The 17039-nt window shown below is 68.5% G+C and carries 14 protein-coding genes; 3 read left to right on the top strand and 11 right to left on the bottom strand.

All coding sequences use genetic code 11. The features are described from left to right. From UC35_RS23190 to UC35_RS15075, 3 genes are read right to left on the bottom strand one after another with little or no spacing between them, the layout of a single operon-like run. Positions 1-138, bottom strand: a complete 138-nt coding sequence (locus UC35_RS23190; RefSeq protein WP_082793260.1) for a DUF2474 family protein — start codon at positions 136-138, stop codon at positions 1-3. Then, complete coding sequence (gene cydB, locus UC35_RS15070; RefSeq protein ID WP_061501077.1) at positions 138-1148, bottom strand: cytochrome d ubiquinol oxidase subunit II; 1011 nt, start codon at positions 1146-1148, stop codon at positions 138-140. The genes UC35_RS23190 and cydB overlap by 1 nt, the downstream gene beginning before the upstream one ends. After that, positions 1138-2589, bottom strand: coding sequence for a cytochrome ubiquinol oxidase subunit I (locus tag UC35_RS15075; protein ID WP_227820337.1), 1452 nt, complete (start codon positions 2587-2589; stop codon positions 1138-1140). Before UC35_RS15075 ends, cydB begins: the two co-directional genes overlap by 11 nt. A gap of 128 nt (positions 2590-2717) precedes the next feature. On the opposite strand from UC35_RS15075, the gene UC35_RS15080 reads away from it, so the two are divergent. Both UC35_RS15080 and UC35_RS15085 read left to right on the top strand, forming a co-directional pair. Next, a complete protein-coding gene (locus tag UC35_RS15080; RefSeq protein ID WP_061501079.1) occupies positions 2718-3176 on the top strand; it encodes a (2Fe-2S)-binding protein in 459 nt (152 codons plus the stop codon). Positions 3177-3178: 2 nt separating this feature from the next. Next, positions 3179-5407, top strand: a complete 2229-nt coding sequence (locus tag UC35_RS15085; protein WP_061501080.1) for a xanthine dehydrogenase family protein molybdopterin-binding subunit — start codon at positions 3179-3181, stop codon at positions 5405-5407. Positions 5408-5461: 54 nt separating this feature from the next. Here UC35_RS15085 and UC35_RS15090 read toward each other — a convergent pair whose 3' ends face one another. The 8 genes from UC35_RS15090 to UC35_RS15125 all read right to left on the bottom strand — a co-directional run bounded on the left by UC35_RS15090 (position 5462) and on the right by UC35_RS15125 (position 15471). Next, positions 5462-7846 carry a DUF6351 family protein gene (locus UC35_RS15090; RefSeq protein WP_145979485.1) on the bottom strand — a complete coding sequence of 795 codons (2385 nt, stop codon included), beginning with the start codon at positions 7844-7846 and terminating at the stop codon, positions 5462-5464. Positions 7847-8059: 213 nt separating this feature from the next. After that, complete coding sequence (locus UC35_RS15095; protein ID WP_061501082.1) at positions 8060-8689, bottom strand: response regulator transcription factor; 630 nt, start codon at positions 8687-8689, stop codon at positions 8060-8062. Then, the gene (locus UC35_RS15100) at positions 8686-9717 is read right to left on the bottom strand and encodes a PAS domain-containing sensor histidine kinase (RefSeq protein ID WP_158513912.1); all 1032 of its coding nucleotides are present in this window, start codon (positions 9715-9717) and stop codon (positions 8686-8688) included. Before UC35_RS15100 ends, UC35_RS15095 begins: the two co-directional genes overlap by 4 nt. Before the next feature lie 328 nt (positions 9718-10045). Next, positions 10046-10486: a CBS domain-containing protein gene (locus tag UC35_RS15105; RefSeq protein WP_061501086.1), complete on the bottom strand. Its 441-nt coding sequence runs from the start codon at positions 10484-10486 to the stop codon at positions 10046-10048. 121 nt (positions 10487-10607) lie between these two features. Further along, positions 10608-10922 (bottom strand): hypothetical protein, encoded by a 315-nt coding sequence (locus UC35_RS15110; RefSeq protein WP_061501088.1) that lies wholly within the window; start codon positions 10920-10922, stop codon positions 10608-10610. A 111-nt stretch (positions 10923-11033) separates the two neighbouring features. Further along, positions 11034-11258, bottom strand: a complete 225-nt coding sequence (locus UC35_RS15115; protein ID WP_082793584.1) for a KGG domain-containing protein — start codon at positions 11256-11258, stop codon at positions 11034-11036. Between the two features lie 160 nt (positions 11259-11418). Continuing rightward, positions 11419-12768: a sigma-54-dependent transcriptional regulator gene (locus UC35_RS15120; protein ID WP_061501090.1), complete on the bottom strand. Its 1350-nt coding sequence runs from the start codon at positions 12766-12768 to the stop codon at positions 11419-11421. Positions 12769-12876: 108 nt separating this feature from the next. Beyond that, positions 12877-15471: an ATP-binding protein gene (locus UC35_RS15125; RefSeq protein WP_061501092.1), complete on the bottom strand. Its 2595-nt coding sequence runs from the start codon at positions 15469-15471 to the stop codon at positions 12877-12879. A gap of 153 nt (positions 15472-15624) precedes the next feature. Here UC35_RS15125 and rpoN point away from each other — a divergent pair, with 153 nt between their 5' ends. Next, positions 15625-17004: an RNA polymerase factor sigma-54 gene (gene rpoN, locus UC35_RS15130; RefSeq protein ID WP_061501094.1), complete on the top strand. Its 1380-nt coding sequence runs from the start codon at positions 15625-15627 to the stop codon at positions 17002-17004. Positions 17005-17039 lie beyond the last annotated feature (35 nt).

Genomic DNA, 17039 nt, shown 5'->3' on the forward strand with positions numbered 1-17039 from the left:
CTACGCCGACATTCCGGCCGCCCGCATCAAGAGCTTGAGCAGGCCGGCGACGACGGCCAGGCCCGCGACGCCGGCGAGCCATAGCAGCGCCAGCCAGGCGAGGCGCCGCCACCAGCTGCGCGGCGGGGGCTCCCCCATCAGTGGTAGCCCTCGTCGCCGCGCACCTTGCCGCGGAACACCCAGTAGCTCCAGGCGGTGTAGCCCAAGATCATGGGAACGATGAGCAGCGCGCCGACCAGCGTGAAGCCCAGGCTTTGCGGCGGGCCGGCCGCCTGCCAGATGGTGACCGAGGGCGGGATCACATGGGGCCACAGGCTGATCCCCAGTCCCGAGTAGCCGAGGAACACGAGGCCCAGCGTCAGCAGGAAGGGGACCGCGTCATGCCCGCGGCGCGCGAGCGAGCGTCGCAGCAAGGCGGCCGAGACCAGCACCAGCAGCGGCACCGGCGAGAAGTACAGCAGGTTGGGCCAGGAGAACCACTTGTGGGCGACCGCCGGCTGCGACAGCGGCGTCCAGATGCTGATCACACCGATCACCAGCAGCAGCACCCAGGTGAGCGTCAGCCCCAGCTCGCGCATCCGCTGCTGCAAATCGGACTCCGTCTTCATCACGAGCCAGGTGGCGCCGAGCAGCGCGTAGGCGGCGATCAGCCCCAGGCCGACGAACAGCGGGAAGGGCGCCAGCCAGCTGAAGGAGCCGGCGACGGCCTGCCCGTCCCTCATCGGCACGCCTTCGAGGAAGGCCCCCAGGGTCACGCCCTGGAAGAACGTCGCGGTGTAGGAACCGCCGGTGAACGAGCGGTCCCAGAACGGCTGGCGCGCGGGCGGCGCCTTGAACCGGAATTCGAAAGCCACGCCGCGGAAGATCAGGCCCACCAGCATGAAGATCAGCGGCAGGTAGAACGCGCTCAGGATCGCCGCGTAGGCGATGGGGAAGGCCACGAACAGCCCCGCGCCGCCCAGCACCAGCCAGGTCTCGTTGCCGTCCCAGACCGGCGCCACCGTGTTCATCATCACGTCGCGGTCGGCCTTGGCGGGCACGAAGGGATACAGCAGGCCGATGCCGAGGTCGAAGCCGTCCATGACCACGTACATCATCACGCCGAACAGGATGATCACGGCCCAGATGAGGGGAAGGTCAATGCCCATGGGGGACTCCTTCCTGCGCGCCGGCGGCCGGTTCGTCGAAGCGGTCGGGGGCGCCTGACAGCGGACGCATCGGCTGGCGCATGCGGCCGGCGCCGCCTTGCGGTTCGCTCTCCTGGACTTCCGGGCCGCGGGCGATGATGCGCAGCAGGTAGACGGTGCCGGCGCCGAACACGAAGGCATACACCACGATGAACACCGTCAGCGTGAAGCCCACCTGGGCGGCGCTGTGCGCCGACACCGCGTCGGCGGTGCGCATCACGCCATAGACGACCCAGGGTTGCCGCCCCACCTCCGTGGTCACCCAGCCGGCCAGCATCGCGACCACGCCGGCCGGCCCCATCGCCAGTGCGAAGCGCAGGTAGCGGCGCGCCTGGTAGATGCGACGGCCGCGAAACAGCCAGGCGCCCCAGGCGGCCATGAAGATCATCAGGAAGCCCAGGCCGACCATCAGCCGGAAGCTCCAGAACACCACCAGCGAATTGGGCCGGTCGGCCTTGGGAAATTCCTTCAGGCCGGGAAACTGGCCGTCCCAGCTGTGTGTCAGCAGCACGCTCCCCAGGTTCGGAATCTCCACCGCATAGCGTGTCTGCTCCGCCTCCATGTCCGGTAGCCCGAACAGGATCAGGGGCACGGCTTCGCCGGGGCGGTTCTCCCAATGCCCTTCCAGCGCAGCCAGCTTGGCGGGCTGGTGCTGCGCCGTGTTCAGCCCGTGCAGGTCGCCCACGAAGGCCTGCAGCGGTGCCACCAGCACCAGCATGCCGATGCCCATGGCCAGCATGGTGCGGATGCCTTCGTGGTCGCGGCCGCGCAGCAGGTGCCAGGCCGCGCTCGCGACCACCAGCAGCGCCGTCGCGAGGTACGCGGCCAGCACCATGTGCACCAGCCGGTAGGGGAACGAGGGGTTGAAGATGACCTGCAGCCAGTCGACGGGGACGATGCGGCCGTCGATGATCGCGTGCCCCTGGGGCGTCTGCATCCAGCTGTTGGAGGCCAGGATCCAGGTGGCGGAAATCAGCGTGCCCATGGCGACCATGACGGTGGCGACGAAATGCAGCCCGGGCCCGACCCGCTGCATCCCGAACAGCATCACGCCGAGGAAGCCCGCTTCGAGGAAGAAGGCCGTGAGCACTTCGTAGGTGAGCAGCGGCCCGGTCACGCCGCCGGCGAAGGTGGAGAAGCCGGACCAGTTGGTGCCGAACTGGTAGGCCATCACCAGCCCGGACACCACGCCCATGCCGAAAGCCACCGCGAACACCTTCTCCCAGAAATGGAACAGGTCGAGGAACACGCGCCGGTGGGTGCGCAGCCAAAGGGCTTCCAGCACCGCGAGGTAGCTCGCGAGGCCGATCGTCAGCGCGGGAAAGACGATGTGGAAGGAGATAGTGAAAGCGAACTGCAGCCGTGCCAGGAAAAGGGCATCCATGGACAGCGAGGTCGACATGTCACCGAGTGTGCCCGCGAACCAATGACTCGCACAAACTTGTTTCAACTGATGCAGCCGCTGGTCTGAGCCTCATCGGGCCGTCGCCCACTACAGTGGCCCGTTCTGTCCCATCCCATCTTCTTGAGATGAGCAAACTCCAAGTCAACGGCAAGGATCTCGACGTCGATGCCGACCCGGCCATGCCGCTTCTCTGGGTGCTGCGCGACACGCTCGGCATGACCGGCACCAAGTTCGGCTGTGGCCAGGCGCTGTGCGGCGCCTGCACTGTGCACCTCGACGGCGCGCCGGTGCGCTCCTGCGTGACACCGGTCTCGGCCGCCGCGGGCAAGAAGCTCATCACCATCGAAGCCATCGGCGAAGACCGCATCGGCAAGGCCGTGCAGGCCGCTTGGGTCAAGCACGACGTCGCGCAGTGCGGCTACTGCCAGAGCGGCCAGGTGATGAGCGCCACCGCGCTGCTCAGGAGCAAGCGCTTCCCCACCGACGCGGAAATCAACCAGGCCATGGCCGGGAACATCTGCCGCTGCGGCACATACATGCGCATCCGGGCCGCGATCCGGGATGCCGCGGTTCAGTTGGGTTAGCCATGCATTTCGATCCCGCCATCGCCGCGGACCTGCACCACGTTCTGTCGCACCGCGTGACTGCGGCGGACGGCGCCGCCCCGCTGGAGCGCCGCAGCTTCCTCAAGCTGGGCGCCGCCGGCTTCGCGCTGGGTGTGTTTCCGCTGCGCTCCTCCTCGCAGACCGCGGACGCCCTGAAGCCGACGCAGCAGCCGGCCGCCTTCGTGCAGATCGAGCGGGACGGCACCACCACGGTGGCGGTCAACCGCCTTGAGTTCGGCCAGGGCGCGCACACTGGGCTGGCGATGGTCCTGGCCGAGGAGCTCGACGCCGACTGGACCAAGGTGCGGGCCCGCCACGGCGACGCCTCGCCGGCCTATGTGGACCCGGCGTTCGGGATGCACCTGACGGGCGGGTCCAATTCGATCCACAACTCGTACATGCAGTACCGCGAGCTCGGAGCGCGCATGCGCGCGATGCTGGTCGCGGCGGCCGCGCAGCAGTGGAACACGGAGCCGCGGTTCCTGCGCACCGAAAACGGCGCCGTGACCGGCCCCGGCGGCCGGCGCGCGACCTACGGCGAACTGGCCGACGCCGCGATGAAGCAGCCGGTGCCGCAGAAGATCAGGCTGAAGGACCCCAAGCAGTTCCGCCTGATCGGCAAGCCCACGCGGCGACTGGACGCGCGTGCCAAGTCCACCGGGCAGCAGGCCTTTGGCATCGACGTGCGCCTGCCGGGCATGCTCACTGCCGTGGTGGCGCATCCGCCGGTCTACGGCGCCAAGGTGAAGACGGTGGACGACGGCGCGGCCAAGGCCGTGCGCGGCGTCAAGGCCGTGCTGCGCGTGCCCACCGACCGTGGCGGCGTCGGGGTGGCGGTGCTGGCCGACGGCTACTGGCCGGCCCGCCAGGGCCGCGACGCGCTCAAGCTCGAGTGGGACACCAGCGGCGTGGAGCGCGTGGACACGGCCCAGCTGCTGGTCCAGTACCGCGAGCTCGCGCGCCAGCCCGGCGGCCTGAAGCACTTCGACGCGGACCTCTCCGAGCTGGACCATGCGCCAAACCGGATCACGGCCGAGTTCGCCTTTCCCTACCTGGCGCATGCGCCGATGGAGCCGCTCAACTGCACCGTGGCTTTCGACGGCCAGAAGGCCGAGCTGTGGATGGGCACCCAGATGCCGGGCTTCGATGCCGCGTCCGCCGCCAGCACGCTGGGCGTGGCGCCCGAGGCGGTGAAGGTGAACACGCAGATGGCCGGCGGCGGCTTCGGCCGGCGCGCCATTTCCACCAGCGACTATGTGGTGGAGGCCTGCCAGGTCGCCAAGGCGGCGCGCGCGGCGGGGCTCAACGCGCCGGTGCGCACGCTGTGGAGCCGTGAGGACGACATCAAGGGCGGCTACTACCGGCCGATGCATGTACACCGGGCGCAGATCGGCTTCGACGTCGAGGGCAACATCCTGGCCTGGGACCATGTCATCGTCGGCCAGTCCATCCTCAAGGGCACGCCCTTCGAGGAATACCTGGTCAAGGACGGCATCGACAGCACGGCCGTCGAGGGCATGAGGGAGCCCTACGCGATCCCCATGCGCCTCACGGTGCACCACCCGCAGGTCAACGTGCCGGTGCTGTGGTGGCGCAGCGTCGGCTCCACCCACACCGCCTATGTGATGGAGACGCTGCTGGACGAGGTCGCACGCGCTTCGAAGCAGGATCCGGTGGCGCTGCGCCTGAAGCTGATGGGCGGCAAGCATCCGCGCCATGCGGCGGCGCTCAAGCTCGCCGTCGAGAAGTCGGGCTATGGCAAGCGCAAGCTCGCGCCGGGACATGCATGGGGCGTGGCCCTGCACGAATCGTTCAACACCGTGGTGGCCTATGTGGCGGAGGCGTCGATCGAAAAGGGCGTGCCCAAGCTGCACCACGTGACGGCCGGCGTGCACTGCAACCTGCCGGTGAACCCGCTCAGCATCGAGACGCAGATCCAGGGCGCCGCGCTGATGGGGCTGTCCACCTGCCTGCCCGGCAACGCGATCACGCTGAAGGACGGCGTCGTCGAGCAGAACAACTTCGGCGAATACCGCGTCGCGCGCATGCCGGACATGCCGCTGATCGCGGTGCACATCGTGCCCAGCGCCGAGCCGCCGACCGGCATCGGCGAACCGGGCCTGCCGCCACTGGCACCGGCGTATGCGAACGCGATCGCCCGGCTCACCGGCAAGAACGCGCCGCGGGAGTTGCCCTTCGCCACGGTCTAGGCCAAGAAAAAAGGGCCCGCGCTGGCGGGCCCTATTCACGTCACGCGCCGGCCGTCAGGACGGGCGGGCCTGGTCGGGCTTGCTGTAGTCGCAGACGCCGTCCGGGAAGACCTGCTTCAGCTTGGCGACCGCTGCGGCATTGGGCATCCACGGCGCGTAGGAGCCGTCGGCCAATGCCGCGTCGACCGACTTCAGCGCGCACTTGTAGATGCCGCCTTCGAGCGGCGCGCCGGCGACGACGCGCGAGGTGCTGAACATCGGGAAGGCCAGCGTGCACGCGCCCTTGGGCTTGTCGTTGATGATGCCGTCCCAGACGTCCGGGCCGGAATGCATCAGCTTGCCGGTGACGTCGAAGCAACTGTCCACGGCCCGTGCCGGCCGGTTCTGGGCGACAGTCCTGGTCGGATTGGCGCGGATGTTGGCCATCCACTCGTCCATCACCGCGATCGCCTCGAACGACTGGCTGGCCTTGGGCGTGCCGGGCACGGTGTCGGTGAACCAGATGACCAGGTGGTCCGAGTTGCCCATCTTCTGCATCACGCGCTTGCGCACCGCGAACGACTGGTGCACGTTGTGCATGTCGAGCTCACGCTCCATGTACTGGCGGTGGTCGATGGTCGGCAGCGGGATCTGGCCGCTGAACACCATGCCCGAGGTGTGGGCCGCACGCATGGCGATCGGGTCGCCCGCGGTGCGCGGCGCCGGCGCGTCGGCCGACGGGCTCAGGTTCATGTTGCGCCGGCTCCAGGGGTCGAAGTTCTGCGCGCTGAGCGAACCCAGGAACGGGAAGCCTTCCTGCACCATCTGGCTCGGATGCTTCCAGCCGCCGACCCGGAAGTTGACATCCAGGAATTCGTCGGGCGTGATCTTGCCCTCCTTCATCGACTTCAGGCCGTACTGCACGCCCACGTTGTCCCAGGTCGGGCGAGCGGCGCCGGTGGCGTCGACGCCGTAGATGTTGCGCAGGTCGTCGTAGTGGGTCCAGCGGATGGCGGCGATGTCGCTCTGCGGCTCGTAGAGCTGCTGGTTCGACGCCTGGCCGTACCACGGATTCATGGCCAGCGGCGTCAGGCCACGCCACGCCTTGACGCATTCGGACGAACCCGGTGCCGTGCTGTAGCCCAGCTGCGTCTTGGCCGCGGCGAGCGGGTCGACCACGCTGTCCTCCGCGTTCATGCCGACCAGCCAGGTGCGGTTCTTGGTGACCCGCCACTTGGCGTTGGTCTTGTCCGTCACGTCCATGTAGTGCTCGAGCAGTTCGCAGTCGCCGACGTGGATGGTCTGCGTCACCATGTCCGGGTAGGACTGCACCGGCAGCGCCGCGTCCAGGATGCCGGGCTGGTTCTGCGCCAGCAGGTACTGCTGGATGGCGCCGCCCGAGCCGCCGAGGCCGTAGGTGTACAGCGGCCTGCCATAACGCTCGACGAAGCGTTCCTTGGTCATCATCGCCGTCTCGGCAGCCACCTGCATGTTGTAGTGGGTGCTGGTGTTGTTGCCGCTCGAATGGACGATGGCATGGCCCTTGCCGAGGATGTCGGGGTTCATGGACCCGCTGTGCAGCGAGCCTTGCGAATGGCCGATGGCCACGCCGCCCTGGAACCAGTACTGCAGCTTGCCGTTCCACAGGCTCAGGTTGGGAGACGCCGGGTTCTCGCCGCGCGGCACCAGCATGGCGAAGCTGTAGAGGAAGCGGTTGATCGAGCCGCGCTCCTGGCGGACGATGAAGTCGACCTGGCGGCCATCTTCCATCGTCGTCTTGGCCAGGTCGGCCGGCGTCGAGCCGTCGCTGGGCAGCACCTTCCAGGAGTTCGCGGTGCTGCGGTACCAGTAGGTCACGAAGGTCTCGATCGAGCAGGTCTGGCTGTAGCCGATCTTGTTGCCCGCGGTATCGAACACCGGGAAGCCCGGCGCGCTCGCCGACTCGACCAGGGGCTGCTTGCCGACGGCGCCCTGGGTGGTCGTGCAGACGAAGGGCTGCTGCTGCGGTCCGGAATAGATCGGACCGGTGATCGGGTAGTTGGCGAGCGTCAAGGCGGTCATCACGCCGCGCGTCTTGTGGAAGGCCTCCAGCACGTTGTCGCCGTTCTTCAGGCCGTTGATGACGCCCTCGAGGCGGTTGTCGCCCGCCACCAGTTTCGGCGTCACGGGGACGCCGTTGAGGCGCAGCTCCAGGTTGGCATGGTCGGCCGTGGCCAGCTTGATCTCGATGCGCGCATCGCCGCCGGAGACGTACTTCGCCGGGCCGGACAGCACACTGATTGTGGCGGCCACGGGCGGCTCCACGGCCACCGCCGGGGTGTCGCTGCCGCCACCGCCGCAGGCCACCAGCGCCGCGGCACTCAAGCCGCCAATGGCCAGCAGCGGCAGCCAGCGCTTGCCGCGCGTGCGCGCGGACAGGGATCGGACAGGCGCGGGCTGCGCGCCCAGGGGTGATTTCATCTGCAAGACTCCTCGTTTGAATCGGGCCGCTTTGACTGCGGTCCTCGCCGACCCGCGCGCCGAGCACGGGTCGCAGTCATGCTAGGAAGGATCACCTTCCTGCACAAGTCGGAAGAACGGGCAGGCTGTCAGAAAAGCCTCACGGTGGAAACACGGAGGCGTCGCTGCGCCGCCTGCCAGTCCGAAGCGCCCGGGTGCGCGGGTTGACCGGGATCAATCCACCAGCCGGTGCCGCATCGCGTATTGCACCAGTTCGGCGTTGGAGGAGACCCCCAGCTTGGCCAGGATGCGCCGCCGGTAGGTGCTGACCGTCTTGACGTTGATGATCAGCTGCGAACCGATCACGGTGAGCGCTTCGCCGGCGACCATCAGGCGCAGGATCTGCGACTCGCGCGGCGACAGCCGCTTGTGCGGCGAAGCGGCCTCGCCATCGATGGCGTCGAGCATCGATGCCGCGATGGAAGGGGTGACGAAGCGTTCGCCGCGGGCCACGTGGCGGATCGCCGCGACCAGTTCGTCCACCTCCATGTCCTTGGCGACATAGCCGCAGGCGCCCGAGCGCATGGCGCGCATCGCGTACTGGGGCTCGCAGTACATGCTGAGCACGATGGTGCGCAGGCCGGGAAACCGCGGGCGCAGGACGTCCAGCACCTCCAGGCCGCTGCGGTCGGGCAGGTTGATGTCCAGCAGCAGCACGTCCACGGCATGCCGTTCGAGCTTGGCGAGTCCGTCGCGCCAGTCGCCCGCCTCGTCGACCACCTCGATGTCCTGTTCGTCGCCGAAGACCTTGCGCAGGCCGGCGCGGAACATCGCATGGTCGTCGATGATGAGGAGCCTGATCATGCCACCAGGAACACGTTGTCGATCAGGGGCGCCTGCAGCAGCACGCGCGTGCCCTTGCCCGGCGTCGACTCGATGCTGAGCGTGCCGCCGATCTGGTGGGCGCGCTCGCGCATGGTCATGAGGCCCAGGGCGTGGCGCACCGGACGCTGCGACGACGGCGCGGCCTCCAGTTCCATGCCGCAGCCGTCGTCGATGATCTCGAGGCTGAAGCTCTCGAGGTCGGAGCTGAAGCGCACGGCCACATGGCCGGCCCCGGCGTGGCGCGCGATGTTGGTGAGCGCCTCCTGGAAGATGCGGAAGGCCGCGGTGGCGCGGGGCCGCGACAGCGGCACGTCGAAGGACGGCGGCGTGAGCGTGGTGCGCAGGCCCGAGCGCTCGCGAAAGCGCTCCAGGTGCGTGGCGATGGCGGCCCCCAGCCCGAGGTGGTCCAGCGACTGCGGCCGCATCGTCTCCGAGATCTCGCGGACGCTTTCGATGGCTTCCGACACCAGCGAGTTCAGGTCGGCGGCGATGGTGCGCACTTCGGCCGAATCGGAGCGCCGCGTGATACGGCCCACATCCAGCTTCATCGAGGTGAGGATGCCGCCGAGCACGTCGTGCACCTCGCGGGCGTACTCGGCGCGCTGCTCCTCCCTGACCGTGTCGAGGTAGGCGGCGAGCTGCCGGTATTCCGACCGCGAGCGGCGCAACTGGTCGTCGCGCAGCACGTGTTCGGTGACGTTGACACCCACGCCCACCACCGCGGGCCGGCCGCGGAACTCCATCTGCTGGCCGTGCACCTCGATGTAGACCACCTCGCCGTTGACATGCAGCCCGCGGGTGATGAAGCGCATGCTCGGCACCTCGCCGGTGATGCGCTTGTTGTAGCGGTCCATGACTTCGTCGGCGAAGTCCAGGGGCACGCAATCCTTCAGGCGCCGGCCGATCAATTCCTCCGGCTTGTATCCGCCCATGCCGGCGAAGGTGGCGTTGGCGTACTGGAAGTGCTCGTCCTGGATGATGTAGACGCCGGCGACCGACTGTTCCACCAGGCCTCGAAAGGGCACCGACCGAATCAGATCCAGGGGTATCGAGGGCGGTTCCATCTACTACAAGTTCGAGTTGCGAACATTGATCCTTCGCGAGCGCGGATGGTGCTGGAAGTCCGTCGTAGTCCCAAGAGTGAATACCCGCAACCGCCAGATTCGAGGCCTCGGGGTGTTCCCCATCATCCTTTTCTGACGCGCGATTCCCGGCGTTCTGACTGCCGTGCCCGATGACAACTGGTTTTATTTCAACACCAGCGGCGCACGTGTGGCACTGACCGATCCGCTCGGGCCCCGCCCGGCCGACCAGCGAAGGTCCGGCCTCGAACCGTCAGCCGCGGTCGCCGCTGATGTAGTGCTCCAGTTGCTCGATGACGAACCTCTGGTCGGCGACCGCCTGCTTGACCAGGTCCCCGATCGAGACCATGCCAACCAAGCGGCGGTCATCCACCACGGGCAGGTGGCGCAGCCGGTTCTCGGTCATCAAGGCCATGCACTCGTCGTTCGTGCGACTCGATTGAACGACCAGGACCGGTGCCGACATGATCTCGCGCACCGGGGTCTGGGCGGCCGCGCGGGCCGACAGGATGACCTTGCGGGCGCAGTCGCGCTCGGAAAGGATGCCGATGACCTGTCCCTGGTCGAGAACGACCAGCGCCCCTACATTGGCGTCGGTCATCCGTTTGACCGCATCCAACGCCGAGGCCGCCGCCTCGATGGTGTGAACCGTCCGGATGGACTTCGACTTCAAGATGTCGGCGACTGTCGTCATGGCTCATCCCGCGTTCGACGCTGATGGCCTTCATTCTGCATTCTCGAATCCGGGCTGAAAAGACAGAGGCCGGCAGGCTGGCTCACGATGCGGCTGCGCCTGCCGCGCCAGCCTCGTTCCCTCAGTGCAGCAAGCGCTCGAGGAGCCCGCGCCGCCGGGGTGCTGTCGGCGACAGGGCATCGGCCTTCCTGCGCCAGCGCGCGGCCAGCCGCGAGAAGCGCGCGCGCGTGTTGCCGTCGAAGCATTCCTGCTCGCACAGGGTGGAGAAGTTGCGCGCGATGCGCCAGGCCAGCAGGTAGCGATGGGCCGGCGCCGCGTTGTGCATGTAGGCGGTCATGAGCGACAGCGTCGCGAGCCAGAGCGCATGGCTCGCGCGTGACAAGGCCGCCGGATCATCCGGCGGCCCGTGTGCCGCGGCAGGTGCCTTGTCGTCCATGGCGCTCACTCCCTGGTGCCTTGCCTCATCCTAGGGAGGACGACACGCGGACTGTGTCAGCCCGCGTTCCAATTGAATCCCGCTGTTTCCGCAGCGGGGCGGTTCAAGCGATCAGGCAGAGCTGCGTTCGCCGCGCGCGTGGCGCTTGCGCCCGGCGGCGCGCGCTTCCTCGCTGGTGAACTCGTGGGCATGGCCGCTCTGGTGGGCAGCGCGCCCGCCCAGGCTGGCGATCTCCCGCTGGCGCTGGGGATCCATGGCGGCAAAGCCACGCAGCGCACGGCGGGGCGTGGCCGACGGGTGCTCGCTGCGCTCGCTGTTGAGGTCTTGCAGGGGCATGGTGAGCATTCCTTTCGGATGTGTTGAGGATGGGTGCTCGACATGTGGCAAGGCTCGTGCCCGACAACTGGGGTTCCGCCAGCAGCCCGGCGGTAAAACTTGCGGCAATCCTGGTCTGGATCGGTCGGACGCCACCTAACCGCCCAAGGGTGGCGACGCCTTAGAGGCCGTACTCCTTGAGCCGGTTGTAGAGCGTCTTCAGGCTGACGCCCAGGGCGGCGGCGGTGCGTTCCTTCTGGTGGCCGAAGTGTTCCAGCGTGGCCAGGATGACCCGCTTCTCGACCTCCGCCAGCGGCGTGCCGACCTGGACTTCGAGCATCTCACGGCGGCTGGCGGCCGCCGCGGGCTCCACGAGCACGTCGCGCGGCAGCCATTGGTCGGTGATCTCGTCGCCGGTGGTCATGACATAGGCGCGCTGCAACGCGTTTCGCAGTTCACGCACGTTACCCGGCCACCGGTACTGCGCCAGGCGTTGGAGCGCCGCCGGCGTGGCGTGCTTGAGGGCACCCTCCCGCTGGCCCATCTCCTGCAAGAAATGCTGCACCAGCAGCGGCAGGTCTTCCTGCCGCTCGCGCAGCGGCGGCATGTCGATCGGAAACACGTTCAGGCGGTAGAACAGGTCGCGCCGCAGCGCGCCGCTGGACACCGCTTCGTCCGGGTCGCGGTTGGTGGCCGCGACGACCCGCACGTCGGTCTCCTGCGGCGTGGTCGAGCCCACGCGCATGAAGGTGCCTGATTCCAGCACCCGTAGCAGCTTGACCTGCAGCGCGGGCGACATCTCGGTCACCTCGTCGAGGAACAGCGTGCCGCCATGGGCGCGCTCGAAGAAGCCTAGGTGCTGGCGCTCCGCTCCGGTGAAGCTGCCGCGCTCGTGGCCGAAGATCTCGCTCTCGATCAGGTTCGGCGAAATCGCACCGCAGTTGACGGCGAGGAACGGCCTTGACCGGCGGCGGCTGAGGTCGTGCACGGTGCGCGCGACGAGTTCCTTGCCGGTCCCGCTCTCCCCGGCCAGCAACACGGTGACGGAGGTGCCCGCCACCCGTGCGATCTGCTCGTAGACGCGGCGCATCGGCTCCGATGTGCCGACCAGGTGGCCGAAGCAGGAACTCTGTCGCAGGTCGTCCAGCAGGTGATCCACCTCTGCGCGCAGCACCGACGGCCGCGTCACGCGCGACAGGATGCTTTGCAGATGCTTGGCGCTGACCGGCTTGATCAGGTAATCCGTCGCGCCGTAGCGCAAGGCCTGGATCGAAGTTTCCAGGCTGGCGTGCCCAGTCACGAGAACGACCTCGGAGTTGCCGATCAGGTCCTGCTCGTCCAGCAGCGCCATGCCGTTGCCGTCAGGCAGCATCAGGTCGAGCAGGACGACGTCGGGCTGCTGCATGGCCATCTGCCGGCGCGCATCCTGCAGCGAGCGCGCCGTCGCCGCGGAGAATCCGTGCGCGCCGACCAGCGCGGCCATCATCTTCGCGGAATCGGCATCGTCCTCGACGATGAGTGCGTGTCCCATTGGTACTACTGGTACTACTTCGCGGCCTATGGTCTGAATGACAGCCGGTACATCTCGACCAAAACATTATTCGCCCCGGTCGAGCAGGATGTGTAACGCGAGGTGAAATCAGTCCAGGCTGAGGCTGGCACGCAGCTGGTGGCGATCGACCGGCTTGACGAGGTAGGCGTCGAATCCGGCCGCGACCGCTTCCCGCTGGTCCCGCTCGTGCCCGTAGCCCGACAAGGCGATCATGCGTCCCGGGTAGCCCGCGGCCCGGGCCCGGCGCGCCAGTTCGAACCCCGTGAGCCCCGGCAAGCCGATGTCGACGATGCAGACTTCGGGTTTGAGCTTGAGCAATCGCGCGAGTCCCTCGACGCCGTCGGCCGCGGTGGCTACCGTGTGCCCATCGAGTTCGAGTTTGGTGCGCAGCGCCGCGAGCACATCCTCGTGGTCCTCGATCAGCAGCACCTGGCGGCGGCGCGATGGCGGCAGGATGTCCTCGCGCGAGGCCGCGGGCGCTTCGATTGCCGGCAGCCGCACCGTGAACCGGGTGCCCTCGGCCGAGCTTGCCACCGAGACGGCGCCGCCGTGCAATTGCACCAAGCTTCGCACCAGGGTCAGTCCGATGCCCAGGCCGCCCGCGCGCCGGTCCAGCGTGCGTTGGCCCTGCACGAACAGGTCGAAGATATGCGGCAGCAGCGCATCCGGGATGCCCATCCCTGCGTCCTGCACGTCGAGCACGCAGTCGTCATCGGCACGCCGCACCGCAACCAGGATGTCGCGCCCGGCGGGGGTGTACTTGATCGCATTGACGAGCAGGTTCGTCGCCACCTGCTCCAGCCTCACCGGATCGCCTTCCACCCAGGCATCGTGCAGTTCCAGCCGCAGGCGGTGGTCTTTCGACTCGCCGGTGAGCGCCAGCGTCTCGTTCACCCGGCGCACTACGCCGGCCAGATTGACCGGCTGTTGCGTGAGCACGATCTTGCCGGCGACGACGCGGCCGACGTCGAGCAGGTCGTTCACCATGTGCGCCAGGTTGCGCGACTGGCGGCCGATGATGGCGCGGGCTTCCAGGGCGCCGGGGCTGTCCGCCGGCGCGGCGTCGAGCACATCCACCGCGGCGCAGATGGCACCGAGCGGATTGCGCAGCTCGTGGCTGAGCATGGCAAGGAATTCGTCCTTCGCCCGGCTGGCCGCCTCCGCGTCGCGGCGCGCGGCGAGCGCGTGTTCGGTCAGCTGGGCGCGTTCGCGCTCGGCCCGCCGCTCTTCGCTCATGTCGACGCTGACACCGGTCAACTCCAGGGCGCGGTCCTGGCCGTCGTAGCGCAGCACGATGCGGCTGGACAGCCAGCATGAGCTGCCGTCGGGCCGTATCACGCAATATTGCACCGTCTCCTTTTCGCGGCGCAGCGCGCAGGCCGTCCAGAACTCGCGTTCGACGCGGGCGCGGTCCTCCGTCTCGATGCGGGAGAACCAATCCTGCAAGGTGCCGTGAACCAGCGAGGCGATGCCGAACAACTTGCATTGCCCGGGCGTCCATGACAGGCGATCGGCACGGAAGTCGTAGTGGAAGAAGCCGACGTGGCCGGCTTCCTGCGCAAGCTCCACCAGGTGCTGGCTCGATCGGAGCTCCTCGGCCGCCGCGCGCAGGGCTGCCGCCGATTCGGCGTCCTGCTGGCGCGACTGGTCCAGCGCGTCGCGCAGGCGGGCGATCTCCCGCACCGGGACCGGGCTGCCCAGCCCGGCCGCGCCGTGCGTGGCCAGGCGTCGCAGCGGCCTCGCGATGCGGCGTGCCACCAGCGCGGCCAGCAGCAGGCCCAGCAGCAGGCTGCCGCCGCTCGCCGCCAGCGCAGTCGCGATCTCCCGGACATACGTGCGGTCGATCGGCGCGGCCGGCAGCCACACGCGCGCATGCCAGCCGGCCAGCGGAATGGTCCGCCAGGCGGCGTACACCGTCTGGCCGTCCAGGCCGGTGGAGCGGTGCGTGCCCGAAGCGCGGCCATCCATTTCGTCCCAGATTTCGGGCAGCAGCCTGCTGCCGGCAGGAACGACCGCCGCGTAGGAATAACTGATCAACAGCTGCTGCGCATCGAACAGGCTGGCCTGCGCGCCCTGCGGCATGCTGGCGCTGGTCACCAGGCGCTGCCAGACGCCGTCGCTCATGCGCGCGCCCAGCACGTAGCGGACATGGCCGGCCTGCATCACCGGCATGGCGATGGCGATCCCCCGTTGGCCGGCGCCTTGGCCGCCGAGCGCACCGGTCACCGGCTGGCGGCGGCGCAGAACCTGCGCGTGCAACTCGCGCATGCCCGGGGACGACGCGCCGCGCAGGTCCGGTGCGGCGGTGTCCAGCACCGGCGTCCCCTCCGGGTCCAGCAGGAAGATGCTGTCCCAATCGCGGCGCGGCCGGCCTTGCAGCAATCGGCCGAGGGCGGCGATTCGCCCCTGCTGGAACAGTTCCGATTGCGACAGCACCGTGAGCGCCTCGAGCGACGAAGCCAGTTCACGCTCGGCCGACTGCGCCAGCGCCGTGGCCGAGCGGCTGAGCTCATCGTCGATCTGTGTCTGCTGCGCGCGCAGGTCCCGGTAGATCTCCCAGGTCATGAACGCCGCGATCGGCAGGATCGCCAGCAACATCACGGCCACCAGGTAGGTTCGCAGTGACGCGACGGGCCACGATCTCTCGATCCGGTCCTTCGCGCGTTGCAGAGCAGCCTTCATCTGTCGCTCGGCAATTTGAGCATCTTTTCGCGTATCGGGGCACGGCTTCAGGTTACGGCCTTCTTCTCGCGTAACGGAACTGGGGCCGCAGAGCCGGCGAGACGGATGGCCGGCGCATGATGAGCGCGATCCACAACAGTAGACGGGCAACCGATGAGTTCACTGAGCATCCACACGCATGCCTCGCTGCAGGCCACGCTGTCACCGCGCCTGCAGAAAGCCGTGCGGCTGCTGCAGATGTCGTCCCAGGATTTCGCCCAGGTCGTTCGCGACGCGCTCGACACCAACCCCTTTCTCGAGCAGGACGAACCCGCGCTCATCGATGCCGCGGCCGAGGCGGCAAACGACGAACCGGACGAACCGCAACTCACCTGGGGCGCCGACGGCATTCGGCGCCTGGCGCGCGCACCGGACCTGACGGTCTTCGATACCCTGCAGGCGCCGATTTCGCTGGCGGACCACCTGCTGGGCCAGCTCAACGTGCTGCAGCTGTCCGAGCGGGACCGCGCCTTGGCGCTGGCAGTCGTCGAGTCGCTCGACGAGGACGGTTACCTGCGGGTGCCCGTTGCCGAAGCGGGCGACGCGGCAGACCTGGATCCGCCGCCGGACGCCGAGGAGCTGGCGATCGCGCTCAAGCGCGTGCAGGCACTCGATCCGGCCGGCGTCGCCGCACGCGACCTGCGCGAATGCCTGGAACTGCAGCTCGCCAACATATCGGATCCGCAGCAGCGCGCGCTGGCGGCGCGCATGCTGCGCGATCACCTGGATGCGCTGGCGGCGCATGACTTTCGCGGGCTGATGCGGCGGCTGGGCTGCGACGGCTCCAGCGTCGAAGCCGCCTGCGCCGCGATCCGCCGGCTCGATCCGCATCCGGGCTGGCGCTTCTCGCCGCCGTCCACCGCCTACATCACCCCGGACGTGATCGCGCGCAAGGTGCGCGGCCGCTGGGTCGCGACCTTGAACGAGGCGGTGGTGCCGCGCGTCAAGGTGAACCGCGATTACGTGGAACTGTTCAAGCGCCACCGCAGCGCGCAGAACGACGAACTCGGCGCCCACCTGCAGGAAGCGCGCTGGACTGTGCGCAACGTCGAGCAGCGCTTTTCGACCATCCTGGCAGTGGCCGAGGCGATCCTGCAGCGCCAGCACCTTTTCCTGGCCTACGGGCCGATGGCGATGAAGCCGCTGGCGCTGCGCGAGATCGCCCAGGAACTGGGGGTCCACGAGTCCACCGTTTCGCGCGTGACCAACAACAAGTTCATGGCCACGCCCTGTGGCGTGTTCGAGCTGAAGTTCTTTTTCTCGCGCGGCCTGGGCACGGCGCGCGGCGGCGAGTGCTCGCCGACCGCCATCCGCGGCCTGATGCGCGAGATGATCGCGGCCGAACGCCCCGGCCAGCCGCTGTCGGACGTGGAGATCGCGCGCGAGCTGGAACAGCAAGGCCTGAAGGTGGCGCGGCGGACGGTGACCAAGTACCGGCAGCTGTTGCGGATCGACCCGGCCGAACGCCGCAAGGAGCACGCGGTCCCGCGCTAGTGGCCGGCGCCCCACACGCCCTGGTCCCGGGAGGC

Source organism: Ramlibacter tataouinensis, from assembly GCF_001580455.1.
GTDB classification, from domain to species: domain Bacteria; phylum Pseudomonadota; class Gammaproteobacteria; order Burkholderiales; family Burkholderiaceae_C; genus Ramlibacter; species Ramlibacter tataouinensis_B.